Consider the following 22,231-nt stretch of genomic DNA (forward strand, 5'->3'; position numbering starts at 1 on the left):
CTCGTCGAAGAAAGCATCGTAACCGTGTATTGAGCTTAGATGGCGCTGGCCACTGCAGCTGGACGGCGGGACATCAGGCTCACCACGACAAAACTCACCAGGCCTACCGCGAGGCTGTAGTAGATCGGGGTGTTGGCGTCCAGGCCGTCCTTGACCATGAACAGCAGGGCAGTGGCAAAACCCATGCCCATGCTGGCGATGGCGCCGGCGGTAGTAGCGCGTTTCCAGAAGATGGCACCCATCAGCGGGATCAGCATGCCGCCCACCAGCAGGTTGTACGCCAGGGTCAGGGCGCTGATCACGTCGTTCACCACCAGGGCGATACCCAGCACCACCACGCCGGTCAGCAGGGTCACCAGGCGGTTGAGGCTCAGGCTCGACTGCTTGCCACCGCGCAGTTTTGGCAGCAGGTCTTCACTCAGGGTGGTAGCGGCAGCCAGCAGGCCGGCGCTGGCGGTGGACATCATGGCTGCCAGTGCGGCGGCGATCACCAGGCCACGGATACCGTCCGGCAGGGACAGTTTGACGATGGCGGCGAAGGCGTTGTTGACGTTGTCCAGGTCCGGGATCAACACATGCGCAGCCATACCGATCAGGGCGCAGGCCAGGCCGTAGAGGATGCAGTAGATACCGGCGGCGGTGCCGGCGTATTGCGCGACCTTGGCGGTCTTGACGGTGAACACCCGCTGCCAGATGTCCTGGCCGATCAGGATGCCGAAGAAGTAGATCATGAAGTAGGTGATGATGGTGTCCCAACCGATGGTGGTGAAGCTGAAGCTCGCCGCCGGCAGTTTGGTCACCAGCTCATCCCAGCCGCCGACGCGGTACAGGCAGATCGGCAACAGGATGAACATCAGGCCGACGGTCTTGATGATGAACTGGACGATGTCGGTCAGGGTCAGCGACCACATGCCGCCGATGGCCGAGTAGACCACCACCACGCCACCACCGAGCAGCACCGAGATCCAGAACGGCAGGCCGAACAGCACTTGCAGCACGGTGCCGATGGCGAGGATCGAGGTCACGCCGATCATCAGCGCGTACGCCAGCATGATCACCGCGCTCGCGGAGCGGGCCATCGGGTTGTAGCGTTTCTCCAGCACCTGGGTCACGGTGTAGATCTTCAGTTTCAACAGCGGTTTGGCCAGAAACAGGTTCAGCGCCACGATCCCGCAACCCAGTGCGGCGCACAGCCAGAAACCGGAAATGCCATGCACGTAGCCCAGGCGCACGGTGCCGACCGTGGACGCGCCGCCCAGGACGGTGGCGGCCATGGTGCCCATGTACAGGGTCGGCCCCAGGTTGCGGCCCGCGACCAGAAACTCTTCGTTGGTCTTGGCCTTGCGCATGCCGAAGTAGCCGAGAACCAGCATCGCAGCGGCGTAAATGAGAACGACGAATAAATCCAATGCCATGATGGCGTTTCTCCGATTGTCTTTTTTATGGTGAAACAAAGAAATTCTATGAGGTGGCTCTACTGTGGGAGCGAGCCTGCTCGCGATAGCGATTTGTCAGTCACATTGCTGTTGACTGTGCCGCCGTCATCGCGAGCAGGCTCGCTCCCACAGTTGATGAGTAATCAGGCCACCTGACGCAAAGCCGTATCCGCAGCCGCACCCTTGCTCCGAACATCCCCCGGTCCATACACCGCCGCCGGTTCCGGGAACAGGCTGAGCAGCACCAGGTACACCACCGAGGCCAGGCCCAGTGTCACCGGCAGGCTGATGTCGATGCCGTCGGCCAGGTTGCCGAGCACGCCGACGAATTGCCCTGGCAGGTTGACGAAGCACAGGCCCACCAGTGCGCTGGGGATCCAGGCTCCCAGGCCGCGCCAGTTCCAGCCGTGGGCGAACCAGTAGCGGCCGCCTTGCTCGCCGCGGGTGAATACTTGCAGGTCATCCGGGCAGTAGAAGCCGCGACGCATCACCAGGCCGATGATCATGATCACCATCCACGGGGTGGTGCAGGTGATGATCAGCACGGCGAAGGTCGACACGCTCTGCACCAGGTTGGCGGCGAAGCGCCCGATGAAGATGAAGGCGATCGACATCACCCCGATCAGCAACGTCGCCTTGACCCGCGACAGCACGCGCGGGAACACGCTGGACATGTCCAGGCCGGTGCCATACAGCGAAGTGGTGCCGGTGGACATGCCGCCGATCACCGCAATCAGGCACACCGGCAGGAAGAACCAGTTCGGCGACACCGCCAGCAGGCCACCGACGTAGTTGTTGGCAGCGATGTAGTCCGGTGCCTTGATCGCCACGATGGTGGCGGTCGCCAGGCCAAACAGGAACGGGATGAACGTGGCGATCTGTGAGAGCACCACGGCCACCATGATCTGCGCCTTGGGGGTATGACGCGGGATGTAGCGCGACCAGTCGCCGAGGAACGCACCGAAGGAAATCGGGTTGCTCATGGCCACCAGCGCCGCGCCGATGAAGGCTGCCCAGAAGCCCGGTTGGCCGAAGCTCACGGTGCCGGCGTAGTTCACATCGAAAGGCCCGGCGAAAGCGAACACGCCCAGCAGAAACAGCAGGCTGGCGCTCCACACCGCGATCTTGTTGACCCACAGCAGGAAGCGGAAGCCATAGATGCACACGGTCAGCACCAGGATTGCGAACAGACCGTAGGCCAGGCCCAGGGTCAGGTCGGTTTCCGGCAGGCCGACCAGGCGCTTGGCGCCGCCGATCAGGGCATCCCCCGAACTCCATACCGACAGCGAGAAAAACGCGATGGCGGTCAGCAACGACAGGAACGAGCCGACGATCCGCCCGTGCACGCCGAAGTGCGCACCGGAAGACACGGCGTTGTTGGTGCCGTTGAGCGGGCCGAACAGCCCCATGGGTGCGAGGATCAGCGAACCGAGCAGCACGCCCAGCACAATCGCCGCTACGCCTGCCTGGAAAGACAGGCCGAACAGTACCGGGAAGCTGCCGAGCACGGCGGTGGCGAAGGTGTTGGAGCCACCGAAGATCATCCGGAACAGGTCCGTGGGGCCCGCGGTGCGCTCGTTGTCCGGGATCTGTTCGACCCCGTGGGTTTCAATCTGCGTAAGGCTTTGGTCGTTGTTGTTGTTATTCATGATCTGCTCCGATCATAAAGGCGCGCTCATCACTGTGAGCGTCACCGTTTGGCTAAGGTGTTGGCAGCCCTTCCGGCATTGCGGACAAATGTTCGTGACAGGCCAGCCACAGGCCTTGTTGTTCTTGGCCAGACGCTTGTTTTCTGAAAACAATCGTCTCGCGCTCCTGGCTGAAGTGTTGCTCCCCTTGCATGCGCAGCTCGGTGGCCACGTCATGGATGAAAATCGCCACGTCACCCTGCAGGCTGACGACAGCGTTGCTTGAGGTGCACGACACCACCTCGAAGCCATCCTCGGCGCGCCAGCTGTCCCACAACGCCTGGTAGGCATCGCGCGACAGCAGGGGCTGTTCGAGGGTGTAGAACACGAAGCTGGCATCGGCGCTGAAGGCGCCGAAGTAAGCCTCGCGATCGTTACGGGCAAAGGCGGCTACCAGTTCGGCGGCCGCTTGCAGAACCTGATCACGTGCAGTCATGGCAAGTCCTCAGCGGTGGACCACGCCAGGCAGTACGCAGAGCATTTCGTACAGCAGGTTGGCGGCCAGCAGCGAGGTGTTGCCGGTGGTGTCGTAAGCGGGCGAGACTTCTACCAGATCGCAGCCAATCAGGTCGAGGCCCTGGCAGCCACGGACGATTTCAATTGCCTGAATGGTCGTCAGACCACCGATTTCCGGGGTGCCGGTGCCAGGGGCCCAGGCCGGGTCGATGCCGTCGATGTCGAAACTGAGGTACACCGGACCGCCGCCGACTTTTTCGCGCACTTCAGCCATCAGCGGTGCCAGGGATTTGTGCCAGCACTCTTCGGCCTGGACCACACGGAAGCCCTGGTTGCGGCTCCAGTTGAAGTCGTCAGCGGTGTAGCCCTGGGCGCGCAGGCCGATTTGCACGACGCGGTCCGGGTCGATCAGGCCCTCCTCGACGGCGCGACGGAAGGTGGTGCCGTGGGCGATCTTCTCGCCGAACATGTGATCGTTGACATCGGCGTGGGCGTCGATGTGCACCAGGCCGACCTTGCCATGCTTCTTGTGGATGGCCCGCAGGATCGGCAGGGTGATGGTGTGGTCACCGCCCAGGGTCATCGGGATCACGTCATGTTCGAGGATGTTGTCGTAGGCTTCCTCGATGATGCGTACGGCATCCAGCAGGTTGAAAGTGTTGATCGCCACGTCGCCGATGTCGGCAACCGACAGCGAGTCGAACGGCGCGGCGCCGGTGGCCATGTTGTACGGACGGATCATCACCGATTCGGTGCGGATGTCGCGCGGTCCGAAGCGGGTGCCGGGGCGCAGCGAAGTACCGATGTCCAGCGGCACGCCTACGAAGGCAGCGTCCAGGCCGGCAGCGGTGGGTACGTGGGGAAGTCGGAGCATGGTGGCGATGCCGCCGAAGCGCGGCATTTCGTTGCCGCCCAGTGGTTGGTGGAGAATCTTGTCCACGGGTGAGGCCTCATCGTCGTTGTTTTATTTATGCCGGTGGCTCGGCCTGCGAGGCTCGGGCACCGTTGTGGGCGGATTCTGCGAAATGTAGTGGGGCGGAAGAATCGCTACGGGCAAATACTTAGTTCAGATTTTTCTAAACTAATGACGGGGAGGGCGATAGACTTCCCACCAACGCAATCTGCGCTTCTCTGTGGGAGCGAGCCTGCTCGCGATAGCGGTTCTCCTATCAGTATCACTGGAGCCTGAAACACCGCCATCGCGAGCAGGCTCGCTCCCACAATGGGCGGTGTCTGCACAACAGGAGCCCTTTCATGGCCAACGCTTTACCCGACCTGAAACTGTTGCGCATCTTCGTCAGCGTGGTCCGGCACCAGGGGTTCGCCAACGCCCAGCAGGAACTCAACCTGTCGACGTCGGCGATCAGTACCTACATGAGCCAGCTCGAAGCCGCCCTTGGCCTGGTGCTGTGCCATCGTGGCCGTGGCGGGTTCAGCCTGACCAGCAAGGGTGAGCTGTTCCATCAGGAAACCCTGCGCCTGCTGGGTGAACTCGAAGGGTTCGAGCAGTACGCGGCGGCGCTCAAGGGCGAGCTGCGCGGGACGCTGAACCTGGGGGTGATCGACTCCACTGTCAGTGACAAGGCCTTGCCCTTCGCCGAGGCCATCGGCGCCTACAGCCAGGAGCACCCGGCCGTGCACCTGCACCTGTCGGTCATGAGCCCGTACGAACTGCAACTGGGTGTGCAGGACAACCGCCTGGACCTGGCTATCGGCGCGTTTTCCACGCGCATGAGCGGACTGGTCTACATGCCGTTGTACCGCGAACAGCACTGGTTGTATTGCAGCAGTCGCCATCCGCTGTTCTCCGAGCGGCGTATCCCCGAGCAGCTCATCACCCAGCAACGCATGGTCGGGCGGGGTTACTGGAGTGGAGCGGAGCTGGCGCGCCATGGTTTCAAGCACAGTGCCGCGACCGTGGAAAGCATGGAAGCGCAGCTGATTCTGGTGCTGTCCGGCGCCTACATCGGTTACCTGCCGGAGCACTACGCCCAGGCCTGGGCGGACAAGGGCGATTTGCGCGTGCTGCTGCCGGCGACCTTCGGCTACCAGGCGCCGTTCTCCATGATCATTCGCCGGGGCCGCAGCCGCGAGCCTTTGATCCAGACGTTCCGCGACCTGCTCAAGGCGCAACTCAACCAGGCCGCGTGAGGGCAAATCCACGATGTCGAGAATCCAGTGCCCGCGCTGCCTGCGCCCGCAAACCCATTGCCTGTGTGCGTTGATCCCGAGCCTGGACAGCCGCACCCGGGTCCTGCTGCTGCAACACCCCAGCGAAGTGAACCACGCGCTGAACACCGCACGCCTGGCGGCGCTGGGGTTGAACAACGCCGAGTTGGTCGTCGGCGAGGTGTTCGAGGATCTGCCGCGGTTGTTGAACGTGCCGGGGTATCAGGCGCGTTTGCTGTTTCCCGGCGACGATGCACAACCGATGCAGGCTTACCAGACGGGTGATGAACCGTGGTTGCTGGTGGTGCCGGACGGCACCTGGCGCAAGGCGCGCAAGATGCTGCACCTCAATCCGTTGCTGGCGGCGCTGCCCAGGGTGACGCTGGCCGCCGGCGCGGTGTCGCGCTACCGGCTGCGCAAGGCGCCGGGGCCGGGGGCGTTATCGACGGTGGAGGCGATTGTGCAGGCGTTGCAGGTGCTGGAGGCGCCGGGGGATTTTGCGCCGTTGCTCAGACCGTTCGAGGCGTTGATCGAGGGGCAGATTGCGGCGATGGGGGAGGAGGTTTTTCAGCGTAACCATGAGGCGAAATAGTTGTTGTCCCGTCTGGCCCCATCGCGAGCAAGCCCGCTCCCACAGGTTTTGTGTGCGCCGCAAGCCCCCTGTGGGAGCGGGCTTGCCCGCGAAGAGGCCAGTACTGACAACACAAATCACCGCTCCCGCATCGCCTCGGTCCTGGCCTTCAGCACCGGTTTGAGCAGGTAATCCAGCACACTCTTCTCACCCGTGATGATATCCACCGTCGCCACCATCCCCGGGATGATCAGCAGCGGTTTCACATCGCCGCCCAGGTGGTTCTTGTCGGTGCGCACCTGGATCAGGTAGAAGCTGTTGCCCTTGTCATCGGTGATGGTGTCGGCGCCGATCAACTCCAGTTTGGCGCTCAAGCCGCCGTAGATCGTGTAGTCATACGCGGTGAACTTGACCATGGCCTTCTGGCCCGGATGCAGGAACGCCACGTCCTGTGGGCGCACCTTGGCTTCGATCAGCAGGTTGTCTTCGATGGGGACGATTTCCACCATGTCGCTGCCCGGCTGAACGACGCCGCCGATGGTGTTGACCTTGAGCACCTTGATGATCCCGTGCACCGGCGACACCACCGTGGTGCGGCTCACGCGGTCATCAATGGCGATGCTCGATGCCGTTATTTTCGACAGGTCAGTGCGTTTCTCGTTGAGATCCTTCGCTGCTTCCGAGCGGAAGGTCTGCACCGACTCGTCGATCTTGCTCTTGATCTCGTTGATCGCCGCTTCCGCCCTCGGGATCGCCAGGGTAGTGGCGTCCAGCGAGCCGCGAATTTCCACGGCGCTGCGTTTGAGCCGCAGGATTTCCACCGGTGACACCGCGCCCGTACCGACCAGCGGCGTGGACATGTTCATTTCCTGTTGCAGCAGGGCCAGGCTGGAGCTGTATTGGCCCTGTTTGGAGCGAAACTCCGCCAGTTCCTGAGTCTTCTGCCGCAGTTGTTCGGTCAGGGTACGTTGTTCGCTGGCCAGCCGGCGCTGGCGTTGCTCGTACAGCGAGCGCTCGTCCTCGGCGACTTGCGGCGCCTTGTCGATCACTTCCTGCGAGACCTTGAACGGCCGCCCTTCGGCTTCGGCGGACAGGCGTTCGACCTGGGCGGTCAGCGCATAACGGTCGGCCTCGCTTTCGCCCTTGTTCGACAGGAAGCGCGTGTCATCCAGGCGCAGCAAAGTGTCGCCCTTGTTCACCATTTGCCCTTCGCGCACGAAGATCTCGGTGACGATGCCGCCTTCGAGGTTCTGGATCACCTGGACCTTGCTCGACGGAATTGCCTTGCCTTCACCCATGGTGACTTCGTCGAGGACCGCGAACTTGGCCCAGACCACCGCGCTGATGATCAGCGCCGCCGCCAGCCAAACGGTGATGCGCGACCAGCGCGGCGAATCCTGCAGCGAGGCGCCGGCGGTTTCCGGCATGTACTCGCTTTCGGCGCTTTTGCTGAAGCTGTCGAAGTAACCCCGTGAACTTTGTGAAGATGCCATGGCGGCCTCCTAGACGGCCGCAGAGCCGATACGGCCCTTGCGCAATGCGTCGATGACCGCTTCTTTCGGACCGTCGGCGACGATCCTCCCGTTGTCCAGCACCACCAGCCGATCCACCAGGCTGAGCATCGAGGTGCGATGCGTCACCAGCAGCAGGGTCTTGCCCTGGACCAGGCCGTGGAGTTTTTGCCGCAGGGCGTCTTCGCTGCTGTTGTCCATCGCGCTGGTGGGTTCATCAAGCAGCATGATTGGCGGGTCGAGCAGCAATGCCCGGGCCAGCAGCACCGCCTGGCGCTGGCCGCCGGACAGCAACTGCCCGCGCTCGCCCACCGGCCGGTCGAAGCCATGTGGATGCTGGCGTGCGAGGTCGGTGACGCCGGTCAGCTCGGCCACTTCCAGCATGCGCGAGTCGCTGATGTAGCGCGCGCCGAGGGTCAGGTTGTCGCGCAGGCTGCCCGCCAGCAACGGCAGGTCGTGGGCGACGTAACCGATCTGCTGGCGCAGGTCGGCGACGTCCAGTTGCCGCAGGTCCAGGCCGTCGAGCAACAGCTGGCCTTCATTGGGTTCGAAGAAGCCCATGAGCAACCGGCCCAGGGTACTTTTGCCCGAACCGCTGCGACCGATGATGCCCACCCGCTCACCGGGCTTTAAGCTGAAACTGATGTTGTTGAGCGCCGGCGCATTCTGGCCGTTGTAGTGAAAGGTCACGCCACTGACGTCCAGCGCACCCTGCAGTTGCGTACGCTCCAGCGGGCGCTGCCGGGCGTCGCGCTCCTGGGGCAGGCCCATCAGCGCGTCGGTGCTTTTCATGGTCAGTTGTGCTTGCTGATAGCGGGTGATCAACCCGGCGATCTGCCCAAGCGGCGCAAGCACGCGGCTGCCGAGCATGTACGACGCCACCAGCGCGCCCACGCTCATGTTGCCGGCGATGATGCTGTACACGCCGGCGACGATGGTCGCCATGCCGGAGAACTGCTGGATGAACAACGTGCCGTTGGTGGCCAGCGCCGAGAGGTTGCGCGCGTGGCTGTCGAGGCGGGTGAGGGCGCCGTGGGTGCTTTCCCATTTGTGCTGGCGCTCGCTTTCGGCGCTGCAAGCCTTGAGGGTTTCCAGGCCACCGAGGGTTTCGATCAGCAGCGCCTGGCGTTCGGCGCCCAGGGTCAGGCTTTTTTGCACGGTGTCGCGCAGGCGCGCCTGGATTACCATGGCAAACACAATGGTGATCGGAAAGGCGAACAGCGGAATCACCACCAGCCAGCCGCCGAGCAGACCGATCACCGCCAGCATCAGCACGACAAAAGGCAGGTCGATCAGGCTGGTCAGGGTCACGGCGGTGAGAAATTCGCGCAGGCCCTGGAAGTCATGGATGCTCTGGGCAAAGCCGCCGATGGTCGCCGGACGCGCCTTCATCGACATGCCGGTGATGCGCTCGAACAGCGTGGCCGAGAGGATGACGTCGGTTTTCTTGCCGGCGGTGTCCAGCAAGTGCGCGCGGACTACCCGCAGCGCCAGCTCGAAACCGGTGCCGATCAGCAGGCCGATGGACAGCACCCACAGCGTGGATGTGGCCTGGTTCGGCACCACCCGGTCGTAGGTCTGCATCACGAACAGGGGCACCATCAGCCCCAGCAGGTTGATCAGGAAACTGGCGAGGATGGCATCGCCATACAGCCACTTCGACAGTTTCAGGGTGTCGCGAAACCACGCCTCGACCCGCGGCACCAGCGGCGAGCGCAAGTCCTCCAGTTCATGGCGTGGACGGGCGAACAAGGCCTGGCCGCTGTAGTTTTCCGTGAGCTCCTCGCGGCTGACCCACTGCTCGCCGCCATCGGCTTCGCTCGGCAGGATCAGCATACGGCCATCCTCGCCGTAGCGGCGCAGGACAGCGGTGCGACCGTTGTTGAGGATCAGCAACACCGGCAGGTTGAGCGGGGAGATGTCTTCCAGGTCGCGACGCAGCAGGCGCGCCTGCAAACTGGCCCGGGCCGCCGCGCGGGGCAGCAGGTCCGGGCTCATGCGTTGGTGTGCCATTGGCAGCCCGGCACTGAGGCTGGCGCGGCTGACCGTCGCGCCATGGAGTTTGCAGAGAATCAGCAGACCGTCCAGAAGAGGGTCATCGAAGTTCAGACGCGGATCGACACCGGCATTGCCCGGTTCCATGCTGGTCACAGGGATCGCTCCATTGCGTTATCTCAACTCAGGCAGACGGGCTTCGCTTTTCACTTCGGTTCGGGCGACCGCATCGGCGGGCAGCACCACGCGCTGCTTGCTCAACAACTCGCCCATGTTTGCCAGGACGCGATACATCGAGAACTCCTCGGTGTAGCGTACCTCGGTATAGCGGCGGTTGGCATTGTAGAGTTCGTTTTCGCTGTCGAGCACGTCCAGCAAGGTCCGTTGGCCAAGGCCGAACTGATCCTGATAGGCGGCGCGTACGCGAGTGGTGGTTTCCGCGTATTCACGAGCAGTCGGGGTTTGCTTGCGCGCATTGAGCATGGCGTTCCAAGCCAGGCGAATGTTCTCGTTGAGCTGGCGCAGGGCGTTGTTGCGGATGTCCAGCGCCTGATTGATTTTGTGCGCATCGGAGGCCAGTCGCGCCTTGTCGCTGCCGCCGCGGAACAGGTTGTAGTTCATCACGATGCCGACCCGCCATTCGTTATCGTGGCCTTCTTCACCGGCGATGTTGTTGTTTGCGCCCACAGCTGCCTCGGCGTCGAAGCGCGGGTAGAACGGCGATTTGGCGACTTCGTACTGGCTCTCGGCAGATTGCACGTCGGCCTGGGCCGATTTCAGGTACGGGTTGTTGTCGACCATGCTCTGCTGCGCGTCCTGGATCGAGGCAGGCATTTCGCCGCGGATCGAGGGTGCCGTTTCCAGTTCATCGGGCATGCGCCCAACCACAGCGAAGAAATTCGCTTCGGCATCGGCCAGATCGACTTCGGCGGTGTCGAGGTTGTTCTCGGCCAGTGCGCGACGGGCCACGGACTGATCGGCGTCGGCGTTGCTGCCAATACCGCGCTGGGTGCGCAGGCCGATCTGGTCGTTGACCCGCAAGTGCGCTTGAAGGTTGTTCTTGGCCAGCGTCACCAGCTCGCGACGCTTGAGCACTTCGAGGTAGACCTCGATGGTGCGCAGGGCCAGGTCCTGGGCGGTGCCCTGCGCGTAGTAGGCCCGGGAGTTGACCACGCCCTTGGTGCGCTCGACCTCGTTGGAGGTGTTGAAACCGTCGAACAGCATCTGCCGCAGGCGCAGCTCCGACTGGGTGTAGTTGAGAATTCGAGTGTTGTGATCGCCGAAGGCCCGGGTGTTGGTGTTGTCGCTGTACCCGCGCCCGTACGCGGCATTCAGGTCCACCGAAGGGTAAAAACCGCCTTTGGCGACTTTCACGTCTTCATCCGCCGACAGGCGGCTGTCGACCCGCGACGCCAGTTCCGGGTGAGTGGCGATGGTGCTCTGGATCGCCTCGGTCATGGTGATGGCGTGAGCCTGAGAGATGCAGGCCATGGCCAAGACAATCGAACTGCAAAGAGGGGTCAACTGGCGCATGGGTACATCTCCCTGAAATCCTAATAGTGCTTTCTCAGTCGCCAAATAATTGACGACATTTATGGGTAAAAGCGTTTCATACTTGTAACATCAGAGCTAAGAACATTCTTGGGAGAAGCTTAGAAGTTTTTTTCATAATTTCTATTCCAAAAAAAACTTATGCACTGGAAAAAATCCAGCACATTGTTCACAGCGAAAACCCTTGATTTATGAGCGTTAGGGAGCTTATCTAGGGTTCAGGGAAAGTTCCATCGACTTTTCGACATAGGGCGAAGAAGTGCTGGAGGGGAGGGATGCGGAGCGATTTTTGAGCGACGGTTTTTTGTCACTCACTGCTTCAAAATCGTTACGCAATGCTCGCAGGAGGGACGGATTCGCAATAGCAACCCAATGTGATTGATTACATTGGGTTTTATGCTGATGCGAACCCCCAGGCCACGAGCGAAACGCCGGGCGAGAACGTCGCCAGGGCAGTGGCTTGAAAGAGCAAGCCGCTGCCCGGCAGACGAGCCGCCGGGCCCCGCTCACGCCATCCGCATTTTTTCGCGAACGACAGGATGCCAACAGCTGTTGGCGGCGGAGGAAATGCACATGGCTACGCTCATCGGGATCGTCAGTAAGGTCATTGGTCAGGTATTCGCCGAGTCCGGCGACGGCACTCGCCGCGCGCTGATCGAGGGGGATCGACTGTTTGCCGGCGATCAACTGGTGACCGGAGCCGATGGCGCCGTGGCCGTGCACTTGCAGAATGGCCAGGAGCTGACACTGGGGCGGGGCAGCAGCCTGCAGATGAATGCCCAGTTGCTGGCCGACAAGGTCCCGCACGTGGACACGGCTGACGCGGCCACGCCCACCCAGGCGCAACTGACCGACGTTGAGCAACTGCAAAAAGCCATCGCCGCGGGTGATGACCCGACGCAAACTGCGGAAGCCACCGCGGCAGGCCCTGGCACGCCAGGCAACCCTGGGGGCGGTGCCCTGGGTGGCGGCCACAGCTTCGTGATGCTGCAGGAAGTGGCGGGACGGGTCGATCCGACCATCGGTTTCCCGACGGCAGGCTTCAACGGCGTTCCCGAATTCCCGCTGGTACGCCTGGCCGGTGATCCGGACAACGGTGGACCGGATGCGCCCATTACCCCGATCGTGCCCGACACGCCGGATACCCCCGACAACCCTGTCACCCTCAGCGGACTCTCGGTGGAGGGCGGCGAGCTGACCCTCAACGAAGCGAACCTGAGCAGCGGTTCGCTCAACAACCCGGCGGCGCTGACCCAGAACGGCACGTTCTCGGTGCTTGCACCCGATGGGCTGAGCAATCTCAGCGTCGGTGGCATCAACGTGATCAGCAACGGCGTGATCGCCGGTTTTCCGCAGTCGATCAGCACGCCGCTGGGCAACACCCTGACCGTGACCGGCTACAACCCGGCCACCGGCGTGGTGAGCTACAGCTACACCCTCAACGGCAACGAAACCCATTCGGCCGGTGACGGCACGAACAACCTCAGCGAACACTTCACCGTGGTCGCCAGCGACAGCGACGGCGATACCGCCACCGGCTCGCTGGATGTCAACATCACCGATGACGTGCCCAGGGCGGTGGATGACACCAACGCCGGCACCGCCACCTCGAATCACCCGGCGCTGGAAGGCAACGTCCTGACCAACGACGTGCAGGGCGCCGACCGCGTGCCGACCGGACCGAGCAGCGGGCCCATCACCGCGGGTACGTTCACCGGGACCTACGGCACCCTGGTGCTCAATGCCAACGGTACCTACACCTACACGCTGAACCCCGGCGCACCGGGTTTCCAGGCCTTGCACGAAGGCGGCAGCGGCACCGAAACGTTCACCTACTTGCTCACCGATGCCGATGGCGACAGCAGCACCGCCCAACTGGTGCTGAATGTCCAGAACCATGGCGTCAGCCTCGGTGGCCTCGACGTGACAGGTGGCGAGATCACCGTCTACGAGAAAAACCTGACTGACGGCACCGACCCGAATGCGGCGGCGCTGACCCAGACCGGCACGTTCACCGTCAACGCGGCCGACGGCTTGCAGACCCTGACCGTAGGCGGCATCGCGGTGATCAGCGGTGGCGTGCCCGCAGGCTTCCCGCAGTCGATCCTGACCAACAGCGGTGCGCAATTCGTCATCACCGGTTATGACCCGGCGACCGGCGTCGTCAGTTACAGCTACACCCTGAAAGACAACAGCAGCCACCCGAACGCCGATGGCACCAACAGCATTTCCGCAAGCTTCGACGTGGTGGCGACGGATACCGATGGCAGCACCGCCACCGGGCAGATCAACGTCAACATCGTCGATGACGTGCCCACCGCCCACGCGGACAAGGCTTCGGTGGGCGAGGGCGGGATCATTTCCGGCAACGTGCTGGACAACGACGTCAGTGGCGCCGATGGCCTGGCGGCGGGCGGCGGCGTGGTCGGCGTGCGTTTCGGTTCGGACACTTCGAGCCCGGCCCACACCGGCGTCGGCACCCAGATCAACGGCACCTATGGCTACCTGATCCTCGATGCCCAGGGCAATGCCGAGTACCACAGCTATCCGAATACCGTGAATGGTCCGGGTGCCAGCGATACCTTCACATACACCATCCGCGATGCCGACGGTGACGAGAGCACCACCACCATCACCGTGGATGTGATCAACAGTTGTCTCACCGTAGTGAGCGGCAGCGAAGTGACGGTCTACGAAAAAGCGCTGGATTTGACCAAGGATGGCCAGGACCTGGCGCCGGGCACGGTCGAGGGCAGCCAGCCGGGACATACCGGTGAAACCGCGACCGGCACCCTCGTTGGAACGGTCACTGGTGGTGCCGGCTACACCTACGCACTGGTGGGCAGCGCGACCGGCACCTATGGCCAGATCCTGATCAACCCCAACGGCACTTACACCTACACCCTGACTTCGCCGGCAGGCACCTCGCCGCAGGCGAACGACGGTGCCAACACCCTCACTGAGACCTTCACCTATCAGGTCACCGATTCCCAGGGGAACACGGTCACCAGCACCATCACCGTCAACATCGTCGATGATGTGCCAACGGCTCATGCGGACAAGGCTTCGGTGGGCGAGGGTGGGATCATTTCCGGCAACGTGCTGGACAACGATGTCAGCGGCGCTGATGGCTATGCCGCCGGTGGTGGCGTGGTCGGCGTGCGTGCGGGCTCGGACACTTCGACCCCAGCTCACACTGGCGTCGGCACGCAGGTCAACGGCACCTACGGCTACCTGATCCTCGATGCCCAGGGCAACGCCGAGTACCACAGCTATCCGAATGCGGTGAATGGCTCCGGCGAGAGCGACACGTTCACCTACACCATCCGCGATGCCGATGGTGACGAGAGCACCACGACCATCACCGTCGATGTGATCAACAGCTGCCTCACCGTGGTGAAAGGCAGTGAGGTGACGGTCTATGAAAATGCGCTCGATCTGACCAAAGATGGTCAGGATTTGGCACCAGGCACAGTCGAAGGCAGCCAACCCGGTCATACCGGCGAAACGGCGAGCGGCACGCTGGTCGGCACGGTTACCGGTGGCGCCGGCTACACCTACGCACTGGTGGGCAGCGCGACTGGTACCTATGGCCAGATCCTGATCAACCCCAACGGCACTTACACCTACACCCTGACTTCACCGGCAGGCACCTCGCCGCAGGCGAACGATGGCGCCAACACGGTCACCGAAACCTTCACCTATCAGGTCACCGATTCCCAAGGGAACACGGTCACCAGCACCATCACCGTCAACATCGTCGATGACGTGCCGACCGCCCATGCGGACAAGGCTTCGGTAGGCGAGGGCGGCATCATCTCCGGCAACGTGCTGGACAACGACGTCAGCGGTGCCGATGGTTACGCCGCCGGTGGTGGTGTGGTCGGCGTGCGTGCGGGCTCGGACACTTCGACCCCAGCCCACACTGGCGTCGGTACGCAGATCAACGGCACCTACGGCTACCTGATCCTCGACGCCCAGGGCAATGCCGAGTATCACAGTTATCCGAATTCGGTGAATGGCTCGGGCGAGAGCGACACGTTCACCTACACCATCCGCGATGCCGATGGTGACGAGAGCACCACGACCATCACCGTCGATGTGATCAACAGCTGCCTCACCGTGGTGAAAGGCAGTGAGGTGACGGTCTATGAAAATGCGCTCGATCTGACCAAAGATGGTCAGGATTTGGCACCAGGCACAGTCGAAGGCAGCCAACCCGGTCATACCGGCGAAACGGCGAGCGGCACGCTGGTCGGCACGGTCACCGGTGGCGCCGGCTACACCTACGCACTGGTGGGCAGCGCGACCGGTACCTATGGCCAGATCCTGATCAACCCCAACGGCACTTACACCTACACCCTGACCTCGCCGGCGGGTACCACTCCGCATGCGAACGATGGCGCCAATACGGTCACCGAAACCTTCACCTATCAGGTCACTGACTCCCAGGGGAACACGGTCACCAGCACCATCACGGTCAACATCGTCGATGACGTGCCAACGGCTCATGCGGACAAGGCTTCGGTGGGCGAGGGTGGGATCATTTCCGGCAATGTGCTGGACAACGACGTCAGCGGCGCCGATGGCTATGCCGCCGGTGGTGGCGTGGTGGGCGTACGTGCGGGCTCGGACACTTCGACTCCAGCTCACACCGGCGTCGGTACCCAAATCAACGGCACCTACGGCTACCTGATCCTCGATGCCCAGGGCAATGCCGAGTACCACAGTTATCCAAACACGGTGAACGGCTCCGGCGAGAGCGATACCTTCACCTACACCATTCGCGATGCCGATGGCGACGAGAGCACCACCACCATCACCGTCGATGTGATCAACAGTTGCCTCACCGTGGTCGGTACTGGCTCTGTGACCGTCTACGAAAATGCCTTGGACCTGACCAAAGATGGCCAGGACCTGGCACCCGGCACGGTCGAGGGTAGCCAGCCCGGTCATACCGGCGAAACCGCGACCGGCACGCTGGTCGGCACAGTCACCGGCGGCGCCGGCTACACCTACGCACTGGTGGGCAGCGCAACCGGCACCTATGGCCAGATCCTGATCAACCCCAACGGCACTTACACCTACACCCTGACTTCGCCAGCGGGGACTACGCCACACGCGAACGACGGCGCCAATACGGTCACCGAAACCTTCACCTATCAGGTCACCGATTCCCAGGGGAACACGGTCACCAGCACCATCACCGTCAACATCGTCGATGATGTGCCAACGGCTCATGCGGACAAGGCCTCGGTGGGCGAGGGTGGCATCATTTCCGGCAACGTGCTGGACAACGACGTCAGCGGCGCCGATGGCTATGCCGCCGGTGGTGGCGTGGTCGGTGTACGTTTCGGTTCGGACACTTCGACTCCGACCCACACCGGCGTCGGCACGCAGATCAACGGCACCTACGGCTACCTGATCCTCGACGCCCAGGGCAATGCCGAGTACCACAGCAACCCGAATGCGGTGAACGGCTCCGGCGCCAGCGACACCTTCACCTACACCATTCGCGATGCCGATGGTGACGAGAGCACCACGACCATCACCGTCGATGTGATCAACAGTTGCCTCACCGCCTCTGTCGATAACGAGATCACCGTCTACGAAAAAGCGCTGGACCTGAACAAGGACGGCCAGGACCTGGCGGCTGGCACGGTCACCGGCAGCGAGCCGAACCACACCGGCGAAACCGCTTCCGGCACCCTGGTCGGCTCCGTCACCGGTGGTTCGGGCACGATCACCTACACCCTGGTCGGCAGCGACCATGGCAGTTATGGCCAGATCCTGCTCAACCCGAACGGCACCTACACCTACACGCTGACGTCGCCAGCCAGCACCAGCCCGTCGGCGAACAATGGCGCAAACGTCCTGAGCGACAGTTTCACCTACAAGGCCACCGATCACCTGGGCAACACCAGCATCAGCACGATCAAGGTCAACATCGTCGATGACGTGCCCAAGGCCGTTCCCGCCGAGCGTTCCGTGGCGGCAGCGGAGGTCGACACCAACCTGCTGCTGGTGATCGACGTGTCCGGCAGCATGAAAGACGCCTCCGGCGTTGGCAGCCTGTCACGCCTGGATCTGGCCAAGCAGGCGCTCAACGCTTTGCTCGACAAATACGATGACCTGGGCGACGTGAAGGTGCAGATTGTCACGTTCAACAGCGATGCCTCGGACAAGACACCCATCTGGGTCGATGTAGCCGGCGCCAAGGCGATCATCGCCGGCCTGACAGCAGGCGGTAACACCAACTACGATGCCGCCGTGGCGGTGGCGAAAGATGCGTTCGGCACCAGCGGCAAACTCACCGGGGCGCAGAACGTCAGTTACTTCTTCTCCGACGGTAAACCCAACGAGGGCGACATCGGCAAGACCGACGAAGCGAACTGGAAGTCGTTCCTCGAACAAAATCACATCGAGAGCTATGCCATTGGCCTGGGCAGCGGTGTCAGCAATTCCAACCTGGATCCGCTGGCTTACGACGGCAGCGCCGGTGTCGGTCAAGGCAGCAACACCAATGCAACCGTGGTGACCGACCTCAATCAGCTCAACGCAGTGCTGTCCGGTACCGTGACCGGCGCGCCGGTCACCGGTTCGCTGCTGGGCGAGGGCGGTTCGTTCGGCGCCGACGGCGGTTTCGTCAAGTCGATCACGGTCGATGGCACCACCTACACCTTCGACCCCAAAGGCAACAACAATCAGGGCTCGCTGAATTTCAGCGGCGGCGCCAATCACGGTACGTTCAACACCGTCAACAACACCCTGAGCATTGCCACCAACGGCAAGGGTACCCTGCTGGTCAACCTCGACACCGGCGAATATACCTACTCCTCGCAAACCGCCACGAAGACGGTCATCACTGAAAACATCAGCTACACCCTCAGTGACAACGACGGTGACCTGGCCAACTCCACGCTGGTGGTCAAGGTCGTGCCGAACGCGCCACCGGTGGCGGTTGCCGATCACGTCATCACCAACGTGCTGTCGGGCAACATCACGTTGCCGGCCGATACGTTGCTGGCCAACGACAGCGACCCGAACGGCAACCCGCTGACGGCCTCGCCGACCACGTTCAACACCGGTTGGGTGGCGAAGGGGGCAGACTTCACCGGCAGTAATCCGAACGTCAATTTCACCGGCAACAATGCCCAGACCTTGACCCTCGCCCGCAGCGCTTTCGTCGCCAACGCGACCGCCATGACGGCGATGCTGGTGGTCAGCGGCGCACTGGGTGCCGTCAGCAATAACAACAGCAATGACCAGGACCGCCTCACCGTCAGCTTGAAACAGGGCGAAACCCTCAACCTGGATCACAACCTGGCGTTCGGTAAAATCACGCTGGAGTATTCGCTCAACGGCGGCACCTTCCAGACCATCGCTGACGGTCATACGATCAATGCGCTGGCAGACGGCACCTACCAGATCCGCGTGACCAATATCGACGACGGGGGGCCGGGCAACAGTGGCAAAGGCGCGGAAACCTACAAGCTGACCATGACGGTCGATTACTCCGGTGCCCATGACACCACCCCGGACTACCACGGCACCTACACCGCCAATGACGGCCACGGCGGCAGCAGCAACGCCGACGTGTCCATCACTTATCAGGAAGGTCACACCCTTACCGGCACCTCCGGCGATGACGTACTGGTGGCAGGCCCGGGCAACAACGTGATCAACGCCGGCGACGGCAACGATGTGCTCACCGCCGGTGCCGGCAACAACGAGCTGCATGGCGAGGCCGGCAACGACCTGCTGTACAGCGGCGCGGGCAACGACCTGCTCGACGGTGGCAGCGGTATCGACACCGCGAGCTACGCCCATGCCACCGCCGGGGTCAAGGTCGACCTGAGCCTGCTGACACCGCAGAACACCGTGGGTGCCGGCATCGACAAACTGACCGGTATCGAAAACCTCATCGGTTCCGATTACAACGACACGCTCCTCGGCGATCACGGCAACAACGTGCTGGTCGGTGGCCTCGGCAACGATGTGCTCAACGGCGGTGGCGGCGATGACCTGCTCATCGGCGGCATGGGCAACAACACCCTGACCGGTGGCGCCGGTGCAGACACCTTCCAGTGGCTGCAAGGCAACAGCGGCCACGATGTGGTCACCGACTTCAATCCGGGCATCGACAAACTCGACCTGTCGCAGTTGCTGCAGGGCGAGAACGGCACGGCGGCGTCGCTCGATGATTACCTGCACTTCAAAGTCACCGGCAGCGGCGACTCACTGGTCACCAGCATTGATGTCAGCAGCCTGGCCGGCGGCCAGGCGAACCAGACCATCGACCTGGCCGGTGTCGACCTGGCCAGCCATTACGGCGTGACACCGGGCGCGGGAGGCGTGATCAACGGCGCAGACACGGCCACCATCATCAATGGCATGCTCAGTGACCACTCGTTGAAGGTCGACACCGTGTGATCTGAAGCCGAAAGAAAAACCCGCCACCCCTGCCGAGGGGGTGGCGGGTTTTTTTATGGGCGCGGTTCGGCAAGTGTCCGACAGGCGGTAGCAAAACCTGTGATTTCTGACAGTAGCCAGCCTTTTATGGCTGCCGTTAAATCAATTCAGCGAGGTGAGTGCCAGCGGTGTCCAGACACTCCTCGATCCAGGTTAGTCATCAGGCCGGTGAGCTTTGCCCGGCGTTGGATCAGCCAACGACAAGGCAGCGGAGCTCAACTTCGAAGGAGCATCGACATGTCTGTAAAACAGAACCTTTCCGTTAGCGCCGCTCAGAAAGACAGGAACTATCGAGCGTATCTGGCAAAAATCCAGTTAGCCCCACATGCGGCGCCTTACCCTGATCCTATCAACCCCTTTCTGCCGGCGCTGAAGGCGGATGGGCCTTTGTATCTTCCATCAAGTCTCTTTAACCAGCCGCATAACTGGAGGATTCCGGAGTTTGACAAGCAGAATGAGCCTCCTGTCACCCCTTTTGTCATTGACCTGTTATTGGACGCCACTCCAGCGGGTGATTGATATGGCGCCGATACCCCTGATCCAACTGAGATCTCAATCGAGATGACCTTGCCGGCAAAAGATATCGAGGGTGATCACGTAGTTACCTTCATGCTTAATTTTGGCGGGAATGTCGGGGACGCGCTGTCCGTGACTTATACGGTTCAAAAAGATGCACAAAACTTCGACGATCCAGCTGAACTGCCGCCTTTTGTGGCGCAACGCGGCTTGGCGGCGGATGATTTTGCAAGCGGTCCAGTGCCCATCAGTTTTGACTACCCAAATATGAAATTGGGCGACACAGTTGAATGCCATATGGGCAGGGATCCGGACAATACCCAAGTCATCGGCTCAATAACTGTTGATGAAAATCAATTGGGCAAACCATTGATATTCGACTTGAAGGCTACTCACATTTCAACCTACAGCGGGAAGTACGTTATTTTTTGCAAAGGTCATACCTACCCGAATGTGGTAGCGACTCCGTCGCCAACCGTCGAAGTGTTTGTATTCGATAAACCACGACCCGGCGTGACAGTACCCTTGAATGTTCCGCAGGCCCCTGATCCTGGCGATGTGTTGCTGGCCCACCATTTTGCATCGGTAGGTGGCATCAAGGTCGGGCTGGATCTCCCTTACTCGAATGCTGATTTCCAGGAAGATTGGTTCCACCTTTTCATCGACGGCGTCGCCTTGCCTCGGCGAAAAATCGTCGAAATTCCATTCCTGACCAATCCTGATTTGAATCTCCTGGTCACCCAGGGTAATGAAGGGACGATAAAATTCGAGTATCAAATTGAACGCCATGGGTTTTTCTTTCCCGCAGCTAAAATTGAGAAAGAGGTCGATTATGATTTGAGGATGCCATTCGGAGACTTTAACCTTACCGACCCGACCTCCGCAGACAAAACTTCGCTTGCTCCTGAAGTTTGGGGGCCTGTCTCTAATACTAAAAATAAACTCACGGCGGCGGATAAACAGAGTGATTTAGCTGTCAGGTTTTTAGTTCCGTTACATCCTAACTTTAATCAGGGGGACGTTATTCAAGGGTACTATGCCGGTCGTGCCATACCGGGTCCGGGTGGGAGGTATGCATATCCAGCGGATGGATCGACACCACCGGATCCGGTAGAGCTGACCATGTTGTGGTTGTTTTTGGGTGACATTCCAGACAATAAAGACACACAAATCAGCTATAGGGCGACACATGCTGTGAACACCAACGTGTCTCAGTCTTTGACGGGACTTGCGGATGTCAACACGACGCCTATTACCTTGGGTGTTCCTACCTTCCAGTTTCTCGATCCCACGTTCAACTTTTTTGTTTGTAGCTCCTTGAGGAAGCGCGCGGACGGCAAAGTCGTGGGGGTCATCGCTATTCCTGCAGACACCCGCCTGGCGAACGTGAAAGTTGAATTCACTTACGCCGGTTACGGTGACGACTCTGGCGATGATTCGACTCTGATTCCCGACACTCAATTCGATGGTGATTTCACGCCGAATGCCCAACAGGCGGCCCAGACCATGTATGCGTATGTCGAATTTGACCCCTACTTGATCAACACCTACAACGCCTGGGGGATATTCAGATACCGGGTGACAATTGCGGGAGAACTCGCCGCCGCCGTCAGCCCTGTCACTCGTATCAACATGAGTGTGGGTTCGGACGTCTGCGACATCACCGTGCCAATCCCTCCACACCCTTGACTATCAGCCCTCGACGGCCACTGGAGTGGCGCGTATCCGATGCATCCGCATCGGATACGCGCAGTGCTGTCAGTCGCCTTTTTATAGCAGTAGTTTTTTTCATGCTAAGAGAGATTAGTCCTACATTTTTGTGTAGGAAGTCTCTGTATCGTCCGCAGCCCTCAACGTTCTCCATTG

Annotated in this window: 12 protein-coding genes; 5 read left to right on the forward strand and 7 right to left on the reverse strand. The window is 61.5% G+C overall.

Features of this window, described 5'->3' with window-relative positions:
* Positions 1-35: 35 nt before the first annotated feature.
* The 4 genes from ABVN20_RS21005 to speB all read right to left on the reverse strand — a co-directional run bounded on the left by ABVN20_RS21005 (position 36) and on the right by speB (position 4,520).
* Positions 36-1,415 (reverse strand): sodium:solute symporter, encoded by a 1,380-nt coding sequence (locus ABVN20_RS21005; RefSeq protein WP_368557605.1) that lies wholly within the window; start codon positions 1,413-1,415, stop codon positions 36-38.
* Between the two features lie 164 nt (positions 1,416-1,579).
* On the reverse strand, positions 1,580-3,085 hold the full coding sequence (locus tag ABVN20_RS21010; RefSeq protein ID WP_368557606.1) for a cytosine permease: 1,506 nt from the start codon (positions 3,083-3,085) through the stop codon (positions 1,580-1,582).
* 52 nt (positions 3,086-3,137) lie between these two features.
* A complete protein-coding gene (locus ABVN20_RS21015; protein WP_368557607.1) occupies positions 3,138-3,560 on the reverse strand; it encodes a nuclear transport factor 2 family protein in 423 nt (140 codons plus the stop codon).
* A 9-nt stretch (positions 3,561-3,569) separates the two neighbouring features.
* Positions 3,570-4,520, reverse strand: a complete 951-nt coding sequence (gene speB / locus ABVN20_RS21020) for an agmatinase (protein ID WP_368557608.1) — start codon at positions 4,518-4,520, stop codon at positions 3,570-3,572.
* Between the two features lie 314 nt (positions 4,521-4,834).
* Between speB and ABVN20_RS21025 the strand changes: the two genes are divergently transcribed.
* Positions 4,835-5,731, forward strand: a complete 897-nt coding sequence (locus tag ABVN20_RS21025; RefSeq protein WP_368557609.1) for a LysR family transcriptional regulator — start codon at positions 4,835-4,837, stop codon at positions 5,729-5,731.
* A 13-nt stretch (positions 5,732-5,744) separates the two neighbouring features.
* On the forward strand, positions 5,745-6,341 hold the full coding sequence (locus ABVN20_RS21030) for a tRNA-uridine aminocarboxypropyltransferase (protein WP_368557610.1): 597 nt from the start codon (positions 5,745-5,747) through the stop codon (positions 6,339-6,341).
* A 116-nt stretch (positions 6,342-6,457) separates the two neighbouring features.
* Here the strand turns inward: ABVN20_RS21030 and ABVN20_RS21035 are convergent, their stop codons facing one another.
* Genes ABVN20_RS21035 through ABVN20_RS21045 form a run of 3 tightly spaced genes read right to left on the reverse strand, consistent with a single transcriptional unit; the run spans position 6,458 to position 11,359 of the window.
* Positions 6,458-7,813: an HlyD family type I secretion periplasmic adaptor subunit gene (locus ABVN20_RS21035; protein ID WP_368557611.1), complete on the reverse strand. Its 1,356-nt coding sequence runs from the start codon at positions 7,811-7,813 to the stop codon at positions 6,458-6,460.
* A gap of 9 nt (positions 7,814-7,822) precedes the next feature.
* Positions 7,823-9,982 carry a type I secretion system permease/ATPase gene (locus ABVN20_RS21040; protein ID WP_368557612.1) on the reverse strand — a complete coding sequence of 720 codons (2,160 nt, stop codon included), beginning with the start codon at positions 9,980-9,982 and terminating at the stop codon, positions 7,823-7,825.
* A gap of 18 nt (positions 9,983-10,000) precedes the next feature.
* Positions 10,001-11,359 carry a TolC family outer membrane protein gene (locus ABVN20_RS21045; protein ID WP_368557613.1) on the reverse strand — a complete coding sequence of 453 codons (1,359 nt, stop codon included), beginning with the start codon at positions 11,357-11,359 and terminating at the stop codon, positions 10,001-10,003.
* A 591-nt stretch (positions 11,360-11,950) separates the two neighbouring features.
* Here ABVN20_RS21045 and ABVN20_RS21050 point away from each other — a divergent pair.
* The 3 genes from ABVN20_RS21050 to ABVN20_RS21060 all read left to right on the forward strand — a co-directional run bounded on the left by ABVN20_RS21050 (position 11,951) and on the right by ABVN20_RS21060 (position 22,054).
* The gene (locus tag ABVN20_RS21050) at positions 11,951-19,810 is read left to right on the forward strand and encodes a retention module-containing protein (RefSeq protein WP_368557614.1); all 7,860 of its coding nucleotides are present in this window, start codon (positions 11,951-11,953) and stop codon (positions 19,808-19,810) included.
* Positions 19,811-20,086: 276 nt separating this feature from the next.
* Positions 20,087-20,368, forward strand: a complete 282-nt coding sequence (locus ABVN20_RS21055) for a hypothetical protein (RefSeq protein ID WP_368557615.1) — start codon at positions 20,087-20,089, stop codon at positions 20,366-20,368.
* Between the two features lie 48 nt (positions 20,369-20,416).
* Positions 20,417-22,054 carry a hypothetical protein gene (locus ABVN20_RS21060; protein ID WP_368557616.1) on the forward strand — a complete coding sequence of 546 codons (1,638 nt, stop codon included), beginning with the start codon at positions 20,417-20,419 and terminating at the stop codon, positions 22,052-22,054.
* Positions 22,055-22,231: the final 177 nt, after the last annotated feature.

Source organism: Pseudomonas sp. MYb118 (genome assembly GCF_040947875.1).
In the GTDB taxonomy this organism is placed as follows: Bacteria; Pseudomonadota; Gammaproteobacteria; order Pseudomonadales; family Pseudomonadaceae; genus Aquipseudomonas.